This window comes from Georgenia sp. SYP-B2076 (assembly GCF_003991205.1).
Lineage (GTDB): Bacteria > Actinomycetota > Actinomycetes > Actinomycetales > Actinomycetaceae > Georgenia.
This window is the reverse complement of record NZ_RXOZ01000031.1, coordinates 75,614-95,147: the sequence shown is the minus strand read 5'-3', so window position 1 is coordinate 95,147 and position 19,534 is coordinate 75,614. Positions and strand designations below refer to the sequence as shown.

At 73.1% G+C, this 19,534-nt stretch carries 18 protein-coding genes and 1 pseudogene; 6 read left to right on the top strand and 13 right to left on the bottom strand.

The features are described 5' to 3' along the window. Positions 1-72: 72 nt before the first annotated feature. Positions 73-1,092: a hypothetical protein gene (locus tag EJK16_RS11715; protein WP_127129509.1), complete on the top strand. Its 1,020-nt coding sequence runs from the start codon at positions 73-75 to the stop codon at positions 1,090-1,092. A 99-nt stretch (positions 1,093-1,191) separates the two neighbouring features. Here EJK16_RS11715 and wecB read toward each other — a convergent pair whose 3' ends face one another. Further along, on the bottom strand, positions 1,192-2,292 hold the full coding sequence (wecB, locus tag EJK16_RS11710) for a non-hydrolyzing UDP-N-acetylglucosamine 2-epimerase (protein ID WP_127129507.1): 1,101 nt from the start codon (positions 2,290-2,292) through the stop codon (positions 1,192-1,194). Positions 2,293-2,373: 81 nt separating this feature from the next. On the opposite strand from wecB, the gene EJK16_RS11705 reads away from it, so the two are divergent. After that, positions 2,374-3,564 (top strand): glycosyltransferase family 1 protein, encoded by a 1,191-nt coding sequence (locus tag EJK16_RS11705; RefSeq protein ID WP_127129505.1) that lies wholly within the window; start codon positions 2,374-2,376, stop codon positions 3,562-3,564. Positions 3,565-3,604: 40 nt separating this feature from the next. Here the strand turns inward: EJK16_RS11705 and EJK16_RS11700 are convergent, their stop codons facing one another. From EJK16_RS11700 to EJK16_RS20645, 4 genes and pseudogenes are all read right to left on the bottom strand, one after another. Next, the gene (locus EJK16_RS11700) at positions 3,605-4,750 is read right to left on the bottom strand and encodes a hypothetical protein (RefSeq protein ID WP_127129503.1); all 1,146 of its coding nucleotides are present in this window, start codon (positions 4,748-4,750) and stop codon (positions 3,605-3,607) included. A 62-nt stretch (positions 4,751-4,812) separates the two neighbouring features. After that, positions 4,813-5,985, bottom strand: coding sequence for a heparan-alpha-glucosaminide N-acetyltransferase domain-containing protein (locus EJK16_RS11695; RefSeq protein WP_127129501.1), 1,173 nt, complete (start codon positions 5,983-5,985; stop codon positions 4,813-4,815). A gap of 95 nt (positions 5,986-6,080) precedes the next feature. Continuing rightward, the gene (locus tag EJK16_RS11690; RefSeq protein ID WP_370276035.1) at positions 6,081-6,950 is read right to left on the bottom strand and encodes a LacI family DNA-binding transcriptional regulator; all 870 of its coding nucleotides are present in this window, start codon (positions 6,948-6,950) and stop codon (positions 6,081-6,083) included. 12 nt (positions 6,951-6,962) lie between these two features. Then, positions 6,963-7,088, bottom strand: a pseudogene (locus tag EJK16_RS20645) (LacI family DNA-binding transcriptional regulator); the annotation flags it as partial. 141 nt (positions 7,089-7,229) lie between these two features. Here EJK16_RS20645 and EJK16_RS11685 point away from each other — a divergent pair. The 4 genes from EJK16_RS11685 to EJK16_RS11670 are packed head-to-tail and all read left to right on the top strand — an operon-like array spanning position 7,230 to position 11,016. Then, the gene (locus EJK16_RS11685) at positions 7,230-8,015 is read left to right on the top strand and encodes a glutamine amidotransferase (RefSeq protein WP_240645983.1); all 786 of its coding nucleotides are present in this window, start codon (positions 7,230-7,232) and stop codon (positions 8,013-8,015) included. Position 8,016: 1 nt separating this feature from the next. Then, a complete protein-coding gene (locus EJK16_RS11680) occupies positions 8,017-8,916 on the top strand; it encodes a PfkB family carbohydrate kinase (RefSeq protein WP_127129495.1) in 900 nt (299 codons plus the stop codon). A gap of 37 nt (positions 8,917-8,953) precedes the next feature. Continuing rightward, on the top strand, positions 8,954-9,976 hold the full coding sequence (locus tag EJK16_RS11675) for a DMT family transporter (protein WP_127129493.1): 1,023 nt from the start codon (positions 8,954-8,956) through the stop codon (positions 9,974-9,976). Then, entirely contained in the window at positions 9,973-11,016 is a 1,044-nt protein-coding gene (locus EJK16_RS11670) for a phosphotriesterase (protein WP_127129491.1), read from the top strand. Before EJK16_RS11675 ends, EJK16_RS11670 begins: the two co-directional genes overlap by 4 nt. Positions 11,017-11,133: 117 nt before the next feature. On the opposite strand, the gene EJK16_RS11665 is transcribed toward EJK16_RS11670, so the two are convergent. The 8 genes from EJK16_RS11665 to EJK16_RS11630 all read right to left on the bottom strand — a co-directional run bounded on the left by EJK16_RS11665 (position 11,134) and on the right by EJK16_RS11630 (position 19,532). Further along, on the bottom strand, positions 11,134-12,294 hold the full coding sequence (locus EJK16_RS11665) for a heparan-alpha-glucosaminide N-acetyltransferase domain-containing protein (protein WP_164737317.1): 1,161 nt from the start codon (positions 12,292-12,294) through the stop codon (positions 11,134-11,136). A gap of 26 nt (positions 12,295-12,320) precedes the next feature. Then, positions 12,321-13,385: a hypothetical protein gene (locus EJK16_RS19610; RefSeq protein WP_164737316.1), complete on the bottom strand. Its 1,065-nt coding sequence runs from the start codon at positions 13,383-13,385 to the stop codon at positions 12,321-12,323. 157 nt (positions 13,386-13,542) lie between these two features. Then, positions 13,543-14,181 (bottom strand): prepilin peptidase, encoded by a 639-nt coding sequence (locus EJK16_RS11655; protein WP_127129485.1) that lies wholly within the window; start codon positions 14,179-14,181, stop codon positions 13,543-13,545. 12 nt (positions 14,182-14,193) lie between these two features. Continuing rightward, positions 14,194-15,078 carry a type II secretion system F family protein gene (locus tag EJK16_RS11650; protein ID WP_127129483.1) on the bottom strand — a complete coding sequence of 295 codons (885 nt, stop codon included), beginning with the start codon at positions 15,076-15,078 and terminating at the stop codon, positions 14,194-14,196. A gap of 23 nt (positions 15,079-15,101) precedes the next feature. Next, complete coding sequence (locus EJK16_RS11645; RefSeq protein WP_127129481.1) at positions 15,102-16,043, bottom strand: type II secretion system F family protein; 942 nt, start codon at positions 16,041-16,043, stop codon at positions 15,102-15,104. Further along, positions 16,040-17,590, bottom strand: coding sequence for a CpaF family protein (locus tag EJK16_RS11640; RefSeq protein WP_205739730.1), 1,551 nt, complete (start codon positions 17,588-17,590; stop codon positions 16,040-16,042). Before EJK16_RS11640 ends, EJK16_RS11645 begins: the two co-directional genes overlap by 4 nt. Then, entirely contained in the window at positions 17,587-18,783 is a 1,197-nt protein-coding gene (locus EJK16_RS11635; protein ID WP_127129479.1) for an AAA family ATPase, read from the bottom strand. Before EJK16_RS11635 ends, EJK16_RS11640 begins: the two co-directional genes overlap by 4 nt. Beyond that, the gene (locus EJK16_RS11630) at positions 18,783-19,532 is read right to left on the bottom strand and encodes a Flp pilus assembly protein CpaB (RefSeq protein ID WP_127129477.1); all 750 of its coding nucleotides are present in this window, start codon (positions 19,530-19,532) and stop codon (positions 18,783-18,785) included. Before EJK16_RS11630 ends, EJK16_RS11635 begins: the two co-directional genes overlap by 1 nt. Positions 19,533-19,534 lie beyond the last annotated feature (2 nt).

Below are 19,534 nucleotides of genomic sequence, written 5' to 3'. Positions count from 1 at the left end.
TGGGTGCGTTCAGCCGAACGAGGCGTTCAGTCCGGACCGCGGCGTTGGGCTTCCCGGTTCCGACGGTTGCCCGTGGTTAACCTGTTGCCGCTCGGCGCGCCGTGGGGCGGCAAGGTTCTGCACCTGCACGATGCTGCACACACTGCCGAGAACCTCGTCGGCTCTGCCCGGCGACAGGGGCTGCCCTGGAGCCGCATCGGCCTGCCCTGGTACTACCGCCACGCGCTGCCCGGCCCGCTGGGCGCGCTGGTCGCCAAGGGTCGTGCACCGGTGTGGGACGCGTGGCTCGGCGCGCGGACCCTGCCTGCGAACGTGGTCCACGTCCACACGGGCACCCTGGGCTGGCACACCCGGTTCTTCCGCCGCCCCTATGTGCTCCACCTGCACGGCACGGACATCCGCACCGCCTCCTACGAGAGCGCCTGGCAGGCGAAGATGGCCGACGGCTTGGCCCGGGCCGCCGCCGTCGTCTACTCCTCACCCGATCTGGCTGAGCACACGCGCCGGTTCCGGGACGACGCCTACTACCTGCCACAGCCGGTCGACGTCGCCTCCTTGCCCGCGTGGGCCCCGAACGCGCGGCCACGGCTGGTGTTCGCCTCGCGGTGGGAGGCCGTTAAGGGCGCTGACGCCCAGCTGGAAGTGGCCCGACGAGTCATCGCGGGCGCCGCAGCGGTGGGACTGGACGTCGACGTCGTCGGCATCGACTGGGGGCCCGCGGCGTCGGCGGCCGCGGCGGCCGGGGTGCGGCTCGTGCCTAAGCTGGCGCACGAGGAGTTCCTCGGGCTGCTGGCCACCGCACACATGGTGGTGGGGCAGATGTCGGGCATTCTGGCCGTCAGCGAGCTCGAGGCCCTCGCCATCGGGGTGCCCGTCGTCGGGGGTCATCGTCACGACTGGTACGGCGGGCTCAACGCGCTGAGCGGGCCCGCGCCCGGCGAGGTGGCCGAGGGGGCGCTGGCGGCGCTCACTGACCCGGCCGCGGCTGGCGTGCGGCTGGGTGGGCGCGAGTGGGTGCTGGCCGAGCACGATGCCGCCGTCGGCGTTCGGCGGCTGCAGGGGCTCTACGCGGAGGTCGCTGCGCGGCGGTAGCGGGAGGGCTGCGTAAGCCGGCCGCTTCCTGACCGCCATGCCACCATCTCCGCAGTGCCCGCGGGTGGGCGATCAGCCCAGCCGCGGGCAAACTCGTTGTCAGTGGCGCGGCTGGTCCACCAGATGGGCCGGGTTGGCGGCGTGCTGCTGCAGCTCGTCGAGCACGCGCGCCGCGGCGTGGCCGTCGCCGTAGGGGGTAGCGGCCGTCGCTGGGGGAGCGGGGCGCGTCGCGGCTGCCATCAGCTCCGGACCCGGCTCGACCAGGGCGTTCCAGCCGAGCGACACGGTCTCGGCCCACTCGGTCTCGGTGCGCACGGTCGTGCACGGCACCCGCAGGAGGAAGGCCTCCTTCTGCAGCCCGCCGGAGTCCGTGATCACGCCCCTGGAGCCCATCGCCGCCCGTACCAGGCCCGGGTACGGCAGGGGCGGGCGGGGGCGGATGGCGCCCTGCTCGAGGGAGATGCCGGCGTCTTGCGCCTTGGCGACCAGGCGCGGGTGGGCGAGGAGGACGACCGGGCGGTCCAGGGCGGCGAGGGCGTCCACGATCGCGTTGAGACGCGCGGGGTCATCGGTGTTCTCCGCCCGGTGGATGGTCGCGACGTAGTACTCGCCGGCGGGCTCGCCCACGCCGTCGCCCGCGGCCGGGGGAGCTGCCCGCACGGCGTCGCGGACCTTAAGGAGGACGTCGGTCATCACGTCTCCGACAAGCACGGAGCGGTCCGCGAGCCCCTCGGCGGCGAGCAGCTCCAGCGCGGCCTGGGTGGGGGCGAGGAGGAGGTCCGCGGCGTGGTCGGTGAGGACCCGGTTGTGCTCCTCGGGCATGCGACGGTTGAAGGAGCGCAGGCCCGCCTCCAGGTGGACGACCGGCAGGTGCATCTTCACCGCTGAGAGCGCCGCGGCGAGGGTGGAGTTGGTGTCGCCGTAGACGACCACCCAGTCCGGCTGGTGGGCGGCGAAGACGTCGTCGAGGGCGGCGAGCATGGCGCCGGTCTGCTTGCCGTGGCTGGCGCTGCCGATGCCGAGGTGGACGTCGGGGGTGGGGATGTTGAGGTCGTCGAAGAAGACGTCGGAAAGCACGGGGTCGTAGTGCTGGCCGGTGTGGACGATGACGTGCTCGACGCCCCGGGCGTCGGCCTCGTGGGCAATGGGTGCGAGCTTGACGAACTGCGGCCGGGCCCCGACGACGCTGAGGATCTTCACGCCCTTACCGTAGCCTTGACCTGCCCGCCGGCCCCCGGCGGCTGGGAGGCTGCGCCGATGGGCGCGCGACGGAAGGTGTCCATGAGCCCGGACGCGGCGAGAGACCGGCTGCTGATCCTTTCTTTCTCCAAGCTGGTCAAGGACCCGCGCATCCTGCGGCAGATCGACCTCCTCGCGGGTGACTACGACGTCATTACGTGCGGGTACGGGCCAGCCCCCGCCGGCGTGATCGATCACATCGAGGTGGACGAGCGTCTGGCCGCGTGGCGGCCGAACAAGTTTCTCGCCGCGAGCCTGCTGCTCCTGCGCCGCCACCAGCGCCTGTACTTCGGGTCCGCGCGCATGCGGTTGGTGCGCGGGCAGGTGGCCCTGCGCGAGCCGGTCGACATCGTCCTCGCCAACGACGCCCTCGGCGTCCCGGTGGGGGTTTCCCTGGCGCCGCGCAAGGGCGTGCACGCCGACCTGCACGAGTACGCACCCCGCCAGGGCGAGAAGTGGTGGTGGAAGCTGCTGGTCGCGCCGCTGATGGACTGGTCGTGCCGGCGCTACGTCCCGCAGGTGGCGTCCGTGACGACCGTCGCCCGGGGGATCGCGGACGAGTACGCCCGCGAGTACGGCTTCCACCCCGAGGTGGTGCCCAACGCGACGCCGTATCGGCCGGAGATGACGCCGAGCGCGCCGGCGGACCACGTGCGGATCGTGCACATGGGCCTGGCGTCCCCGAGCCGGGGCGTGGACGTCATGGTCGACGCGGTGAAGCTGGCCAACGAGCGTCACCCGGGGCGGTTCACGCTGGACCTGATCCTGGTGCCGTCCGTCGCGTCGTACCACCGGATGCTCGTCGAACGGGCCGGGGACGCCTCGGTCACCGGGGTGCGGGTACTGCCGCCGGTGGAGTTCGGACGGATCGTGCCGACGTTGAACCAGTACGACCTGGGGATGCACATCCTGCCGCCGGTTAGCTTCAACAACTACTGGGCGCTGCCGAACAAGTTCTTCGAGTTCGTCCAGGCGCGTCTCGGTGTGGTGATCGGGCCCTCTCCCGAGATGGCGCGGCTGGTGCGAGAGAACGACCTCGGCGTGGTGGCTTCCGGCTTCGGTGCGGCGGACGTGGCCGCCGCGCTCGAGGCAGTCACTCCGGAGGACGTGGCTCGGTACAAGGCCGCGGCCGCCGCCGTGGCCGAGTCCTTCGACGGCCGCAGGCTGTCTGAGCCCTGGGTCAAGGCGATCGGGCGGCTGGCGGGCGGTACGTCCGCTACATCGCGGTCCTAGGCTCGGCGACTCAACCGTGATCAGCTCACTACACGCGGCATTAGGCCCTAAGGAGTCGCTCTAGGATCGCGTCCGCCACCGCGGCGTCGGCCTCGAAACTTAGCCCTTGCGAGGCCGCGTGGGCGGCCTGCTTGAACCCGGCAATGTCCTCGCGGGTCATGGCGCGTACCGACTCGACGATGGAGTCCAGCGTGAAGTCCGTGCTGACGACGCCGAGACCGTGATCCTCGACGACCCGCTGCATCTCCACGGTCGGACCCACGGCGATGGCGAGGCGAGCCTGAATGAAGTCGAAGAGCTTGTTCGGCAGCGTGTAGCGGGCGTTGGTGTTGAACGGCTTGATCCAGAAGGCGCCGATGTCGTAAAAATTGAGTGTGGCGGGCAGCGCCGTGGGAGCCACAGGGTCGTGGAACGTGATGAGCCCGTGCCCGGCGGCCCGATTCTTGAGCTGAGCGAGGTACTTCCCGCCGTCGTTGGCGGGCACGAGGTAAAGGTCCAGGCTGTAATCGTCCCCAAGGGCTTGCACGGCATCGATCATGGCCTCCAGTTCCCGGCCGGGCACCGCGCCGCCGGAGTGGACGAGCCGAATGGTGTCTCCGTCCACCGGGGTGGGGGAGAGGTCCGCCCAGGGGGCCGCGTTACGCATGACCTCCGGGCGCACGCTGTATTCGCGCTCGTACAGCTCGGCGATCGAGCCCGCCACGGTGGTAGAGGCTGCGGTGCGCGGCAGGTACGTGCGGCACAGGTGGTCCATGAACGGCGCCACGAGGAGCTTCCACACGGGCACGTGGCTCCGCTCCTCCGGGGACCACTCGTGCAGATCCGCCCACACCGGGGCGCCGTCGGCCAGCGCGAACGAGACCGGCATTGCCCGCGGGTCGTTGGCGACCACGACGTCGAAGGATCGGCCTGCCGCCAGGCGCAGGGCCGCCTGCGAGCCGGGGGCGCCCATCTCGGCGGACCGCAAGCGGCGCGTTGCTAGCTTGGCGACGCCAGGCAGGGTCTGCGGGAGTGACTTGGCGCCGTCGGGCAGGCGCAAGTGCTCGTCCGAGCCCGCCGGCTGGGCGCCGTAGGCGATCGTCGTCACGTGCGCGTGCCGCGCGACGACGGCGACCTGGCGCAGGACCCGGGCGTCCGCTGTGATGTCGGAGAACGAGACAACGAGGGCGCGGGGTCGGTCAGTCACCGGCTAATCGTAGTCGGACGTCTGAATCCACTGGGCCGCGGAGGATTCCACGGTCGCGACCGTCACGCGTGCACATAGATGCGGCGACTGTGCAGCACCAGCGCCAACAGCCACCACGCCGCCAGCGACAGCAGCACGAACTCCAGGCGCGGGTCGGCGTCGCGGGCCACCGCCTCGGCGATGCGCACGGCGGCGGACGGCTCGCCCGAGCGCAGCAGCAGCGAGTGGACCACGTGGGAGCCGAAGTACACGAGCAGGCTGTTGCGGCCCAGCGCCACGAGCAGCACCGCAAGCCGGCCGCGCAGCCCGGCCCACCAGGCGGGAGCCGGGACGTCGTGGAGAAGGAAGCCGATCGCGAGGATCGCCACGCCGAGGCCCGCGGCCAGCAGTGCGAAGCTCGGCGTCCACAGGCGTTTCATCGGCTCGACCCACTGGGCGAGCAGCACGCCGGCGCCGAGTGCGACGGCCGCCCAACCGAGCAGCCATGCGGGGGCGAGCGGGGAGCGGCGGTAGCGCACCATCAGGTGCCCGGCCGTCACCCCGGCGGCGGCGGTGACGAACGTGCCGGCGATGGCGACCAGGCCCTCCGGGTCGTGCCCGAGGCGCCCCTGCGCGTACATGTGGCTGCCCAGGAGCCGGCCGTCGATGACGAGGGACGGGTTGCACTCCGGCGTCAGCGCTCCGGTGGCGCACCCGGTGGCCCACCAGGCCAGGGCAACGGCGACGGCTGCGGCGACCAGCAGGGTGGTCAGCGCCCAGCCGCGGGCGGTGTGCACCCACCGGTGCAGGACGGCGATGACGAGCACGAGCACGGCGTAGACCTGGAGCGGGCCGGTGAGGCGGAACGTCTCCCAGGTCAGCTCCGCCGTCGTGACCGCGTTGTAGGCCAGCCCCGCGAGCAGGAGCACCACGACGCGGCGGGCCGTCACCCGCGCGGGCGCCCGGTTCTTGTACGCGAGGGCCAGGCCCGCGCCGGAGAGGGTGACGAAGAGCGGGAAGATCAGGTCGTAGGCCGTGATGCCGGACCACGTGGCGTGCACGAGCTGCTCCGGTCGCGGCGCGAGCACGGCCTCCGAGCACACGGAGAGGATGAGGAAGAGCCCGCGCGCCCAGTCCAGGGCGGTGATCCGCCCCGGCTTCGCGGCGGCGACGTCGGCGGGGCGGGGCGTGCCCTCGGCCGGCCGTGGCGCGTGCCGCGCGTCGAGGGCGAGACTATCGGACGACGTTGTTGTCACGGCAGGTGACGGTACCCGGGTTGCGCCGCCGCGCCGTGGGGCGTTCCGGGCCGGCCGCCGTGGTTATGCCCGCCTGGGGCCGCCCCGGCTAGGTGTCAGTGGGTAGCCCCGGGCCTCGGCGCCGCGACCGAACCGCGCACCACCAGCTGCAGTGGCAGGACGGTGCGGACCGGCTCCTGCGGCCCCTCGGCGGCCGTGCGCAGGGTATCGAGGGCGGTGCGGGCGAGCTCGTGGATCGGCTGGGCGAGGGTGGTCAGCTGGGGGCGGAGCCACTGGCCGAGCTGGATGCCGTCGCAGCCCACCACGGAGAGATCCTCGGGGATGCGCAGGCCGTGCAGCTCCGCGGCGCTGAGGATCCCGACCGCCACGATGTCGCTGCCCACGAACACTGCCGTGGGCGCGGCGGTGCCACGCGTGAGGTAGGGCAGCACGCTCGCGCCGTACTGCTCGGTGTAGGGCCCGTGCAGCACGAGGTCCTCGTCGACCTCCAGCCCGTGCGCGGCGAGCGCGTCCCGGTAGCCGCGCAGGCGCTCCTGGGAGGTCAGCAGCGCGGGCGGGCCGGAGACGTGGGCGATGCGCCGGTGCCCCATGGTCGCCAGGTAGCTCGTGGCCTGGTAGGCGCCGCCGTAGTTGTCCACCGTCACGGTGGGCACGGTCGCGTCCGGGCCCAGGTCGATCTCCTCGTCGAGGACGACCACGGGGAAGCCGTCGGCCACGGCGCGCTGCAGCTCGTCGTTGGTGCGGTTCATGCCGGCGTAGATCAGCCCGCCCACGTTGCTCGCGGCGGTGAGCTGGGCGCTGAGCGTGGACTCGCGGCGGTGCCGCCGGCCGGAGACGGCGACCACCACGGAGACCCCCGCCTCTGCCGCCAGAGTCGTGCATGCCTCGGCGAGCGAGGCGTAGAACGGGTTGCCGAGCTCGGGGACGATCAGCGCGATGAAGTCTTCGCGGGCCGGCGCGTCCACCCGGTACCCGGTCTCGCGCACGGCGTGGTCAATCTTTTGTGCGGTCGTGTCGTGGACCTTGAGCTGTCCGCGCAGGTAGCGGGAGACCGTCGAGACCGAGACCCCCGCTTCCCGGGCGACCTGGGTGAGCGTCATCGTTCCTCCGTCGCGGCTGGGCGCCGCCTCATCCGTTGCTACTGGACGCCATCATGCCGTTTTGACGGGCGTCGCGCCACGGCCTAGGGTCTACGCAACGGTTTGCGCAACGGACGCGCACGGAGCGATGAGGCTGGAGCAATGATGCGAGTACTGCTGGCAGGGGAGTCCTGGGTCAGTGCGGTGACCGACTACAAGGGGTACGACGCGTTCCCGCACGCACAGGTCGAGATCGGCTGCGCGGAGCTGCTCGCCGCGCTGGCCGAGGCCGGCCACCACGTGACCCACCTGCGTTCCCACGACGTGGCCGAGCAGTTCCCGTCCACGCTGGCGGAGCTGGACGCCTACGACGTCGTCATCCTCTCCGACATCGGCTCCAACTCCCTGCTGCTGCCTCCGGTGGTGTTCGCCCAGGGGCGCCCCGCGCCCAACCGGCTCAAGCTGCTGGCCGAGTGGGTTCGCCGCGGGGGCGGCCTCGCCATGGCCGGCGGGTACCTGAGCTTCCAGGGCTTCCAGGGGCGCGCCAACTACCACCGCACCGCCGTCGAGGACGTCCTGCCGGTGCGGATCTCCCCCTACGACGACCGCGTGGAGACCCCCGAGGGGATCGGCGGCACGCGCACCGCGGCCGAGCACCCGGTCACCGCCGGCCTGGAGCGCGACTGGCCGATCCTGCTCGGCTACCAGCGCCTCGAGGCCCGCGAGGACGCCACCGTGCTGGCCACCATCGAGGACGCGCCGCTGCTGCTCGTGCGCACGGTCGGGCGCGGCCGGACCCTTGCGTTCGCCTCCGACATCTCCCCGCACTGGGCCCCGCGCGAGTTCATGGACTGGGACGGCTACGGGCGCCTGTTCGACCAGGCGGTGCGCTGGCTCGCCGGGGAGGACGCCGAGCCGACCTCGCTCGCCAAGGCCGGCGCCGGACGCTGACATGACTGCGCAACGCACCGACGTCGTCGTCGTGGGCAGCATCAACCTGGACCTCCGCCTCGAGGTCGCGGCCATCCCGCGCAGCGGCGAGACCATCCTGGCCCGGGGCATGCACAAGGCCACCGGCGGCAAGGGGGCCAACCAGGCCGCGGCCGCCGCCCGGCTCGGGCGCACCGTCGCGATGGTCGGCGCCGTCGGCAACGACGACGCCGCCGCCGAGGTGCTGCGCCGCCTGGGCGAGGAGGGCGTCGACACCGCCGCGGTGGCCTGCGCCGACGACGTCACCGGCACGGCGATCGTGCTCTGGGAACGTCCGGAGTCGACGATCATCGTCAACGCCGGCGCGAACGATCGCGTCACCGGCGAGTTCGTGCGCCGCCACCGCGACGTCGTCGCCGCCGCCCGCGCGGTGCTGTGCCAGCTCGAGACGCCGGTGGAGGCGCTCGGCGCCGTCACCGAGGCGGCCACCGGCCTCACGGTGCTCAACCCGGCACCGGCGAAGGGACCGCTGGACCCGGACCTGCTGGCCCGCTTCGACGTCGTCGTCCCCAACCGTTTCGAGCTGGGCAACCTCGCCGGGCTCGCCGCGGAGCCGCGGAGCCTGGCCGACGTCGAGACGGCAGCCCGGACCCTCGACGTCCCGGTCGCCTGGGTCGTCACCCTCGGCGCCGACGGCGCGCTCGTCCTGGACCAGGGCGGCGACGCCGTGCACATCCCCGCCCGGCGGGTCGACGCCGTGGACACCACCGCCGCCGGCGACAGCTTCTGCGCCGGCCTCGTCGACGCGCTGCTCGACGGCGCCGACCTCACCGACGCGGCCCGCTGGGCCACCCGCGTCGCCGCCGCCACGACCACCCGGCACGGGGCGATGGACTCCCTGCCCCGCCGGGACCAGATCTAGCAACAGGCACCACACCTAGGTAGAGAGAGAAGCAACGATGCAGTCAACTCCGCCGTCGGGCGTCACCGCCGTAGCCGACGCCCCCGTCCAGCGCCGCAACAGCCGGCGCACCACCGCCACGGCGCTCTTCGCGGCCGCCACGGTGCTGGCCGGCACGCTCGGCCCGATGCAGTCCGCGGTCAACGGCCAGCTGGGCACCTGGCTCGGCGACGGCCACGCCGCCGCCCTCATCTCCTTCGGCACCGGCCTCGTGCTGATGTTCGTCATCGTCTTCTCCCGCAAGCGCACGCGCGAGCAGGCCCTGGCCATCCCGACGATCATCAAGGAGCGTCGCCTGCCGCGCTGGAACTTCCTCGCCGGCCTGTGCGGCGCCGTGATCGTGCTCTCCGAGGGCGTGTCCGTCGGCGCGCTCGGTGTGGCCACGTTCCAGATCTCCCTGATCTCCGGCATGGTCATCTCCGGCGTGGTCTGCGACCGCCTCGGGGTGGGGGTGGCCCTCAAGCAGCCCCTGTCCCTGCCGCGCGTCGCGGGCGCGGTGCTCGCGGTGGCCTCCACGGTCATCGTGATCTCCCCGAACTTCGAGGCCCCGCACCTCATCGCGTTCGCGATCCTGCCCTTCGTCGGTGGCCTCCTGGCCGGCTGGCAGCCCGCCGGTAACTCCAACGTCGCCCACGCCACCGGCTCGATGCTCGTCTCGATCGGCTGGAACTTCCTCGTCGGCTTCACCGCCCTGCTGATCGCCTACCTGGTGCGCGCCGCCGCCTCCGGCGTCGACTTCGCGCTGCCGGGCACCTGGTGGATGTACCTCGGCGGCCCCCTCGGCCTGCTGTCCATCGCGCTGATGGCCCTGCTCGTCCGCGGCCTCGGGCTGCTGCTGCTCGGCCTGTGCTCCACCGCCGGCCAGCTCATCGGCTCGGTCATGATCGACGCCTTCGTGCCGGCACTGGGCCACACCGTCTACGCGGTGACCCTCGTCGGCACGCTGGTGGCGCTTGTGGCCGCCGGCATCGCGATGATTCCCTCCCGCCGCGCCGTCGCGACGGACGACGTGGTCGCATGAGCGCCGGGCCGGGCTACCTGCAGACGGTCACCGGGCCCGTCGCCCGCGCGGACCTCGGCGTCGTCCTGCCGCACGAGCACCTGTTCAACGACCTCTCCGGGGTGGTCGACGAGCCGTCCTACGACTTCTCACGCGTCCTGGTGGGCGCGAAGGTCAGCGCCTCGACCATGTGGGCGCTGCGCCAGGACCCGTACGCCAGCGCCGACAACATGGCGGACAAGCCGGTCGCGGACGTCGTAGCCGAGGTGCGGGCGTTCGCCGAGGTGGGCGGGCGCACGATCGTCGACGCGACCGGGACTCCCGCGATCGGGCGCAACCCCGGGCGGCTGCGCGCCGTCGCCGAGGCCACGGGCCTGAACGTGGTGATGTCGACCGGGGCCTACCTGGAGAAGTTCGAGGGCGCGGCCATCACCGGGCGCAGCGTGGACGCGCAGGCTCAGGCGATCGGCGACGACCTCGACCACGGCGTCGGGGAAGCCGGCATCAGGGCGGGCATGATCGGGGAGATCGGCATCTCGCCGTCCTTCACCGACGGGGAGAAGGCGTCCCTGCGAGCCGCCGGCCTCGCGCAGCTCAACCACCCGGAGGTCGCGCTGAACATCCACCTGCCCGGCTGGGAGCGCTACGCGCACGACGTGCTCGACATCGTGCTCGGCGAGGTCGGCGTCGACCCCGCCAAGGTCTCCCTGGCCCACGCGGACCCCTCCGGCGACGACCCCGACTACCAGCACGCCCTGCTCGACCGCGGCGTGTGGCTGGAGTTCGACATGATCGGCCTGGACATCACCTTCCCCAAGGAGGGCGTCTCGCCCACGCCGGTGCAGACGGCCGACGCGGTGACGGCGCTCATCGGTGCCGGCTACGGCGGGCAGCTGGTGCTCAGCCACGACCTGTTCCTCAAGCAGATGTGGACCCAGCACGGCGGGAACGGGTGGGCGTTCGTGCCCACCGTGTTCCTCGCCATGCTGCGCCAGCGCGGCGTGGCCGAGGAGATGCTCGGGCAGCTCGTGCGCGACAACCCAGCGCGGCTGCTGACCTGAGCCCTGCCGGGCCGAATGTGGATCGCATCGGTGCCCCCGTTGCCCGTCATGGGCAGCGGGGGCACCGGTCGTCTGCCGGGTGCCGATCCGCTCGGTGTGGCGTGCTGAATGGGGGACCTACGCGTGCACGTAGATCCGGCGGGCGTGCAGCACCAGCGCCAGCAGCCACCATGCGGCCAGGGACAGGAGCGTGAACTCGAGCCGGGGGTCGGCGTCGAGCGAGACCGCGTCGCCGATGCGGACGGCGGCCGAGGGGTCACCGGTGCGCAGGAGCAGGTTGTGGACCGCGCTGGCGCCGACGTACACGAGCAGGCTGTTGCGGCCGAGCGCCACGAGCGGCACCGCTAGCCGGCCCCGCACGCGCCCCCACCACGCGGGCGCCGGCGCGTCGTGCAGGAGGAAGCCGACCGCGAGGATCACCACGCCCAGGCCCGCGGCCACCAGCGCGAAGCTCGGCGTCCACAGCCGCTTCATCGGCTCCACCCACTGCGCGAGCACGACGCCGACGCCGATCACCGCGGCGGCCCAGCCCAGCAGCCACACGGGGGCGAGCCGGGAGCTGCGGTGGCGCACCATGAGGTGCCCGGCCGTCACGCCGACCGCGGCGGTGACGAACGCGCCGGCGATGGCCACCAGGCCCTCCGGGTCGTGGCCGAGGCGTCCCTGCACGTACATGTGCTCGCCCAGCAGCCGGCCGTCGATGGCGAGGGAGGGGTTGCAGTCGGGGGTCAGCGCACCGGCGGGGCACCCGGCGGCCCACCACCGCAGCGCCCCGGTCAGCACCACGGCGGCCACGACCGTGGTGACCGCCCAGCCGCGGGCCGTGCGCACCTGCCGGTGCGCGGCGGCGACGACGAGCACGAGCACCGCGAAGACCTGCAGCGGGCCGGTGAGGCGGAAGGTGCCCCAGGTCGGGCCCGGCGTCGTGACCGCGTTGTACGCGAGGCCCGCGAGCAGGAGCACCAGCGCGTGGCGGGCCGTCACCCGGCCGGGCACCTCGTTCCTGTGCGCGAGGGCCAGGCCCGCCCCGGAGAGGACCACGAACAGCGGGAAGATCAGGTCGTAGGCGATGACGCCGCCCCAGGTGGCGTGCACCAGCTGGGCCGGCCGGGGCGCGAGCACCGTCTCGGTGGACACGAAGACGACGACGAAGAGGCCGCGCGCCCAGTCCAGCGCCGTGATGCGGCCGGGCCTGGCCGCCCGGGCGGCGGGGGCCGCGGCGTCGCCGGTGCGTCCAGGGGACGTGGAGGCGGGGTCGGCCTCATGTGGCACGGTCACGGGCGGCCACCGTACCCGCGCAGGGGTCAGGCCGGCGGCTGGCCGGCGCTCCCCGGGTTGGACACGTACCTGAACGTCGCCTGCCGGGGGAAGATGACCTCGGTCTCGGCCAGGGGCAGCTTGCCGGTGGGCCAGTAGCCCCTGGTCAGCCAACCGAAGGCGACCTGGTGGGCGCCCTTACGCTTCTGCAGGGTCGAGCTCACGCCCATCAGCACCTTGTAGTCGCTCTTGCTGAGGGTGAACGCCTCGTCGGCGCGGTCGTCGTAGGGGCTGGTGGCGATCCAGACGCCGCCGTCCCCGGCCAGGCCCGCGAGGCTCTTGACGGCGTCGGTCTCGGCGATGTGGTCGGGGTGGGCGTACGGGATGGCGCCGTCGTCGGCCTTGTTGACGTAGGACGCCGCGATCATCGTGGACAGCGGCAGGTTCGGCAGGGCACCGCCCCGCAGCGCGAGGACCGCCTTGATCGCCCACTGCACCTCGGCCGTCGTCAGGTTGCCGTCTCCGAGGTCCAGCGCCAAGCGGGCGCCGCGCGGCCCGATCCACGCCTGCGCCCGCGTCGCGCCGATGCTCGCGTGGGGGTTGGTCGGCTGCGGCAGCCCGGGCACCGGGCCGAGCGTGAGGGTCGTCCCGGCCGCGGCCCCGATCTTCGCGCTGGAGGTGACCGCAGCGGCGCCGTCGTGGAAGGCCAGCCATGAGTCGATGCGTGCCTGCGCACACGTGGGGGAGAACTTGCCGGCCGGCGTCGGGTTGGGGGGCCGTTCGCCGAGATCCGCCTGCAGGCTCACGGCGAGGACGGCCGGCTGGCAGTAGCCGGTGGCCTCCCCATGGGTGAGCGTGATGAAGACCGTGTAGGCCGACGGGCGCACCTCGTCCACGGCCGCCCAGCCCTCCATCTCGTCGTCCGGGTGCGGGGAGATGAACAGGCGCATCGACTTGGCCTCGGCCTGCATCTCGGCCTCCATCTCGGCCTGGGGCTCGGCGCCGGTCTGGGCATGGGCCGCGGGCGCCGACGCCAGCGCGACGAGGGAGATCATCACGGCAAGCGCGACCGGGACGGTGCGCCAGGGAAAGCCACCACGTTGTGACCGCATGCTCGGGAGCGTAGCGACGGTGCCGAGGGGCGAGACCCCGTCCGCGCAGATCATGGGGCTGACGGGGAAAGCCGCCGGCGTCAATGGGGGGCTCGCACCCCGCGAGGTTGGCCGCCCCGGCGCCGAGCACGAGCGGCTCGCACGGCGCGTGGTCGTCTCACGCCATGAAGGTCGGCGCCAACCAGGCCCCCAGGACCGCGCCGGCCACCATCCATGGGCCGAACGGGAACTCCGTGCTCCGGTCCGCCCGCCGGGCCAGGAGCAGCACCCCGGCCACGCAGGCACTGAGCACGAACGCGGCGAGGCTGCCGAGGAGCACCTGCGACCAGCCCAGCCACCCGAGGAACCCGCCCAGCAGGCCGGACAGCTTCACGTCCCCCAGCCCGAGCCCGGACGGGGAGGCGTAGGCGAGCGCGAAGTACCCGACGGTGACCACGGCGGCGCCCGCGGCGGCCCGCCCGAGCCGGCCCCAGTCGCCGTCGACGGCGGCCGCGAGCGTCAGCGCCCCGAAGAGGAGCGGGTACATCGGCCCGACGATGACGTCGGGCAGCCGGTAGGTCGCCAGGTCGATGACAGCGAGCACCGCGCAGGCGAGCGCGAGCAGCGCGAAGGCCGCCAGCTCCGCCCAGGTGCGCGCGAGCAGCGCGGCCCCCGCCCCCAACGCCCCGGCGAGCACCACATGGGCGCCCGAGGTCAGCCAGCGTGACCGCGTCCGCGCAACCGTGCGCATCCACGGCCCCAAAGCCAGCGCGCCGCCGGCGGTGGCGAGGGCGGCGAGGAGGACGGCGGCGGGCATCGGCGCTGTCCCCTACTCGCTGAAGGCCGCGACGATGTCCATCACCGCGGGGCCGAGCAGCACGATGAACAGCACGGGAAGGATGCAGACGATGAGCGGGAAGATGACCTTCACGGGGATCTGCATGGCCTTCTCCTCGGCCCGCTGCCGCCGCTTCAGCCGCATCTCGGCGGCCTGGCTGCGCAGCACGTCGCCGACGGCGATGCCGTAGGAGTCGGCCTGGACCAGGGCGCGGATGAAGCGGCGCAGGTCGGCCACGTCCGTGCGCCCCGCGAAGGCGTCGTACGCCTGGCGGCGGGACTGCCCGAGCTGGATGTCCTGCAGGGTGCGGACGAGCTCCTCGGCCAGCGGCCCGGTGCCGTTCTTGCCGGCCCTGGCCATGGCGGAGTCGAACCCCAGCCCGGCCTCGACAGCGATGGTCATCTGGTCGAGGGTGTCGGGCAGGTCGAGCTGGAGCTGCTCGCTGCGCTTGGTCCCGAGGTTGTACAGGAGGATCTCGGGCAGGAGGTAGGCGACGGCGGTCACGCACAGCGCCAGCACCTTCGGGACCGCGCCCGGCATCACCGTGGCGTACAGGATGCCGAGGGCCAGGGCGGTGGCGCCGAGCACCAGCTTGACCGCCACGATGCGGTCCAGGGGCCAGGCCGCGGGGCGGCCGGCCCGGGCGAGCATCCGGTCCAGCGACCGGAGGGACCGGGCGGGGGTCAGCTTGCGCGACAGGTCTGCCAGGTCGCCGAGGGTCGGCCGGGAGGCGCCGGGGCCCGCGGTCGGGAGCCCCCGCTGCAGGTTGGCGACGGCGCGGCGGTGCGCGCGGTTCGGGCCCGCGAGCACGGCCCACGCGAGGACGGGCAGGGACACGCTGAGGGCGGCGATGGCAGTGAGCACGAGAGCGGGCACGACCGCCTCCTTTCCGGTCGGCGTCAGAACGTGATCTTGACGGTCTTGCTGAGCCAGAAGCCGCCGACGACGAGCAGCACGGCGCTGAGGCCGATGAGGCCGTAGCCGATGATGCTCTGGGTGAACTTGGCGATGTACGCGGGGTTGCTCAGGGACAGGAACCCGACGATCCCGAAGGGCAGCGCCATGAGGATGTAGGCGGAGAGCTTGCCCTCGGCGGACAGCGCCTTGACCTGCCGGCGGATCTGATGGCGCTCGCGGATGGTGTGCCCCACGCCGTCGAGGACCTCGGCGAGGTTCCCGCCGACCTCCCGGTTGATGGCGATCGCCTGGGTGACCCAGACGAAGTCCTGGTTGCCCGTGCGGGCGGCGGTCTCCTCCAGCGCCTCGGCGAGGTCGCGGCCCATCCGCGTCTCGTTGATGACCCGGGCGAACTCCTCCGACGTCGGCTCCTCCGCCTCGTGGGCGACCGAGGCCAGGGCCTGCGGCAGGCTGTGCCCCGCCCGCAGGCTCGAGGCCAGCAGCTGCAGGGAGTCGCCGAGCTGGTCGGCGAACGCGCGCTGGCGCCGACGGGTGAGCACGCCGAGGTGGACCTTGGCCCCGACGGGCGCCAGGAGGGCGAGCAGGAGGCCGAGCAGCGGCCCGGACAGGGCCAGGCCGGCCGCCCCCGCGGCCAGCGCACCGATCGCGACGAGGAACACGAGGTCCTGGGGACGCATCTTCAGGCCGGCGCGCTCCAGGGCGCCCACCTGCACGCCGCGACGCCGCAGGACCATCTCGACCGCGCCGGTGGCCGCGCTCGCGGCCCCCGCCAGCAGTCCGGCGCCCTCGGCGCCGGGGCGGCGGCGCGCCAGCGGGACCCGGGCCGGGCCGGGGCTCAGCAGGAGGTAGGTGCAGGCCAGGATCGCCAGGGAGCATGCGGCGACGGCCGTGATCGCGACCGGAGAGGCGAGGGCGGCGCTCATCGCGTGGCCCTCCCGGTCGCGGGGGCGGCGAAGATGTGGGGCGAGAGCGTGATGCCGAGCTCGGCGAAGCGGTCGGTGAAGCGGGGGCGCACACCGGTGGGGACCGTGGTGCCGAGGAAGCGCCCGGAGGCGTCCACGCCGGCGGCGTAGTCGAAGACGAAGGCGTCCTGGAGGGTGACCGTCTGCCCCTCCATGCCGTGGACCTCGGTGATGGCCGTGACGCGGCGGGTGCCGTCGCGCAGCCGGGCGAGCTGGACGATGACGTCGACGGCGGCGGTGACCTGCTCGCGAATCGCCCGCAGGGGCAGGTCCATGCCCGCCATGAGCACGAGGGTCTCCAGGCGGGCGACGGCGTCGCGGGGCGAGTTCGCGTGGACGGTGGACAGGGAGCCGTCGTGGCCCGTGTTCATGGCCTGGAGCATGTCCAGGGACTCCCCGCCGCGGACCTCGCCGACGACGATCCGGTCGGGGCGCATCCGCAGGGAGTTGCGGACCAGGTCCCGGATGGTGACCTCGCCCTTCCCCTCGGTGTTGGCGGGGCGGGACTCGAGCTGGACCACGTGCTCCTGCTGGAGCTGGAGCTCGACGGCGTCCTCGATGGTGACGATGCGGTCGCCCTCCGGGATGAAGGAGGAGAGGACGTTGAGGAGGGTCGTCTTCCCGGTGCCGGTGCCGCCGGAGACGATGATGTTCAGGCGCGCCTCCACGCATGCGCGGAGCAGCTCGGCCATCTCGGGGCTCATCGTCCCGAACTTGACCAGGTCGTCGACGAGGTAGGGGTCTTTCGCGAACTTCCGGATGGTGAGCGACGATCCGGAGAAGGCCAGCGGTGGGATGACGGCGTTGACGCGCGAGCCGTCGGGGAGCCGGGCGTCGACCAGGGGCGAGGACTCGTCGATGCGCCGGCCGACCTTGGAGACGATGCGCTCGATGATGCGTCGCAGGTGCTCCTCGGAGGAGAAGTGGGCCTGGCTCCGGGTCAGCTTGCCGTGCTGCTCGACGTAGACGAGATCCGGTCCGTTGACCATGATCTCGGTGACGCTCTCGTCGTCGAGCAGGCGCTGCAACGGCCCGAGGCCGAGGATGTCGTCCTTCACCTCGCGGGTCAGGCGCTTGCGCTCCTCGACCGTGAGGGGGACCTTCTCCTCCTCGACCACCAGGTCGAGCTCGCTCCGGACGAGGGCGTAGAGCTGGTCCTCGCCCAGGGTGGGGTCGCTCAGGCGGCCGCCGACGCGCTCGAACAGCGCCGCCGCGGCGCGGTCCTTCATCTTGGCCAGGGCGTCGCTGATGGGCGGCGGCTCGGTGGGCGCGGCATGCCTGGCCGTGAGCGAGCCCGGGCGGACGGTCGGGCGGGGGTCGCCCGCGGCGGGCGCGACCAGAGCGGGCGCAGCGCCCCCTCGCACGGCCGGCGCGGCACCCAGGGGCGCCGCCGCGTCGGGCGCGGTACCGCCGGGCGCCGGCCGCGAGGCCGCGGCGAACGGCGCCAGCAGGTCAGGGACGGCGGTGCCGCCCTGCGCTCTGATCTTGAGCCGTTCGGACAAGCTCATCGGGCACCTACCCAGGATCGGCGGACCCGGACGTTCGGGACGGCGGGCGCGAAGCGTTCGACGAGCTGGCGCAGCCCCTTGGTCACGGGCCCGCGGGTGCCGCTGTGCAGGAGGGGGACACCCTGGTTGACGGAGGCGGGGACGGCCTTCGACAGGGGCAGGACCAGGTCGACGTCGGCGCCGAGCGTGGCCCGCACGTCCGCCTCCGAGAGCCCGCGGCTCGGGTCGGCGAAGTTGATGACGATATGGCGGGCGTCGGTGAACATCCCGAGGTCGTTGAGGGTGTCCAGCTCCTTGCGCAGCCCCCGCACCCCCGGCACGTCCATGCTCGTGACGAGGACCAGGTCGGTGGTGTGGTCCATGGCGGCGAGGGTGTGCTCGGACATCCCAGGCGCCGTGTCGACCACCACGTACTCGAACTCCGTGGCGAGCAGCTGCAGCAGGTCGGCGACGTGCTCGCCCTCGATGCCGTCGGCCGCGGCCGGGGTGTCCGCGCCGCAGATGACGTACAGGCCGGTCTCGTGCAGGGTGAGGTAGGTCTTGAGGACCATGGCGTCGTGGCCGGCCGGCCGGACGGCGTCGGGCAGCGTGTACTCGGGCGTGAGGTTGAGCGCGTGGGCGACGTCCCCGAACTGGATGTCGAGGTCGACCAGGACCACGCGCTGCGGGGCGGCCTTGGCCAGGCCGACGGCGAGGTTGGTGGAAACCGTTGTCTTGCCGACCCCGCCCTTGGGTGAGACGACACTGATGACGCGGCCACGCGGCGTCGCCGGTGCGGCGGCGACGATCCCGGGCGCTGCGGTGAGCGCCGCGTGCCTGCGCAGCTCGGCGACCTGGCGCGCCCGGTCGAGCGCGAGGGTGAGATCGGGGGTCGGGGTGTCCGGGGAGAGGACGTCGAGGACCCCGACGCGCATGGCGGTGAGCGCCAGCTCCGTCCCCAGGTCGCTGACGAGGACGACGACGTTGGCGGGGAACTCCCGGCCCAGATCGGCCGCGAGCTCCAGCGCATGCTCGGTCGAGCCGGTGGCGTCCAGGACGACGACGCCCGGGGCCTCGCCGCCGGTCGCGGAGAGGAGCTGCCGCGTGTCCTGGGGGAGTGGTCCGAGGGAGAGCGGGAAGAGGTCCCCGTGGGTGGCTTCGTGGATGCGGTGCTCGAGCTCCGCCGAGGCGGTCGCCAGCAGGATGTGGCTCATCAGAACACGTTCTCCCGGGTGACGATGCGGGTGCCGTCGACGGTGGCCGCGGCGGGTTCCTTGGACAGCCAGACGGTGCCGTGCTCGGAGCCGAAGACGACGCGCTCGGCGTCCGGCCCCGAGAGGGCAAGCGTGACCATGACGCTCGAGGTGGGGGCCGCCTCGGGCGCCGGCGCCGTGTCGGCCGCCGGGACCAGGCCCGTGGCAGGGGCGGCGCCCTCGGGGATGGGGACTGCGCCCTGCACTTGCGTGACGAGAGCCTTGTTGAGGATGAGGTGGGTCTGCGGGGCCTCGCCACCCAGAGAGATGAAGACGCCTACGGTGTCGCCCGCCGCGACGCGACCGCCGACCACGCGCTGCGGCTCGAGCAGGACGGAGACCTCCTGCATGCCTGCCGGGACCTCGACGGTGGTCGGCGCAATCTCGGTCACCGTGTCGGCGAACCGGGCCGCGAGCAGTTGCTCGCCGGGATGCAGATCGGCGGTGGCGACGAGGCCGCTGAGCTCGTCCAGGCTGGTGACGGCGCCCGGGACGACCGCCTTGGCCGGCAGGTCCTCGGCGGTCACCAGCCCGGCGAGCTGGTCGGCGGGAGTGCCCTCGGCGACCGGGGTGGTGACCACGAGGACGCTCGTGCTCGCCATCCCGGCCATCGCGCGCTGGTCCGCGGCGCCGACGTAGCCGACCAGGACGAAGGCCCCGACGGTGGCCAGCAGGATCGCCGCGGCGGCGGCTATGACCCGACGTGTCATGA

Coding starts and splice junctions, on each gene's coding strand:
- EJK16_RS11705 (WP_127129505.1), top strand. CDS start 2,374: ATGAGCCCGGACGCGGCGAGAGACCGGCTGCTGATCCTTTCTTTCTCC.
- EJK16_RS11685 (WP_240645983.1), top strand. CDS start 7,230: ATGCGAGTACTGCTGGCAGGGGAGTCCTGGGTCAGTGCGGTGACCGAC.
- EJK16_RS11680 (WP_127129495.1), top strand. CDS start 8,017: ATGACTGCGCAACGCACCGACGTCGTCGTCGTGGGCAGCATCAACCTG.
- EJK16_RS11675 (WP_127129493.1), top strand. CDS start 8,954: ATGCAGTCAACTCCGCCGTCGGGCGTCACCGCCGTAGCCGACGCCCCC.
- EJK16_RS11670 (WP_127129491.1), top strand. CDS start 9,973: ATGAGCGCCGGGCCGGGCTACCTGCAGACGGTCACCGGGCCCGTCGCC.
- EJK16_RS19610 (WP_164737316.1), bottom strand. CDS start 13,385: ATGCGGTCACAACGTGGTGGCTTTCCCTGGCGCACCGTCCCGGTCGCG.
- EJK16_RS11655 (WP_127129485.1), bottom strand. CDS start 14,181: ATGCCCGCCGCCGTCCTCCTCGCCGCCCTCGCCACCGCCGGCGGCGCG.
- EJK16_RS11645 (WP_127129481.1), bottom strand. CDS start 16,043: ATGAGCGCCGCCCTCGCCTCTCCGGTCGCGATCACGGCCGTCGCCGCA.
- EJK16_RS11640 (WP_205739730.1), bottom strand. CDS start 17,590: ATGAGCTTGTCCGAACGGCTCAAGATCAGAGCGCAGGGCGGCACCGCC.
- EJK16_RS11635 (WP_127129479.1), bottom strand. CDS start 18,783: ATGAGCCACATCCTGCTGGCGACCGCCTCGGCGGAGCTCGAGCACCGC.
- EJK16_RS11630 (WP_127129477.1), bottom strand. CDS start 19,532: ATGACACGTCGGGTCATAGCCGCCGCCGCGGCGATCCTGCTGGCCACC.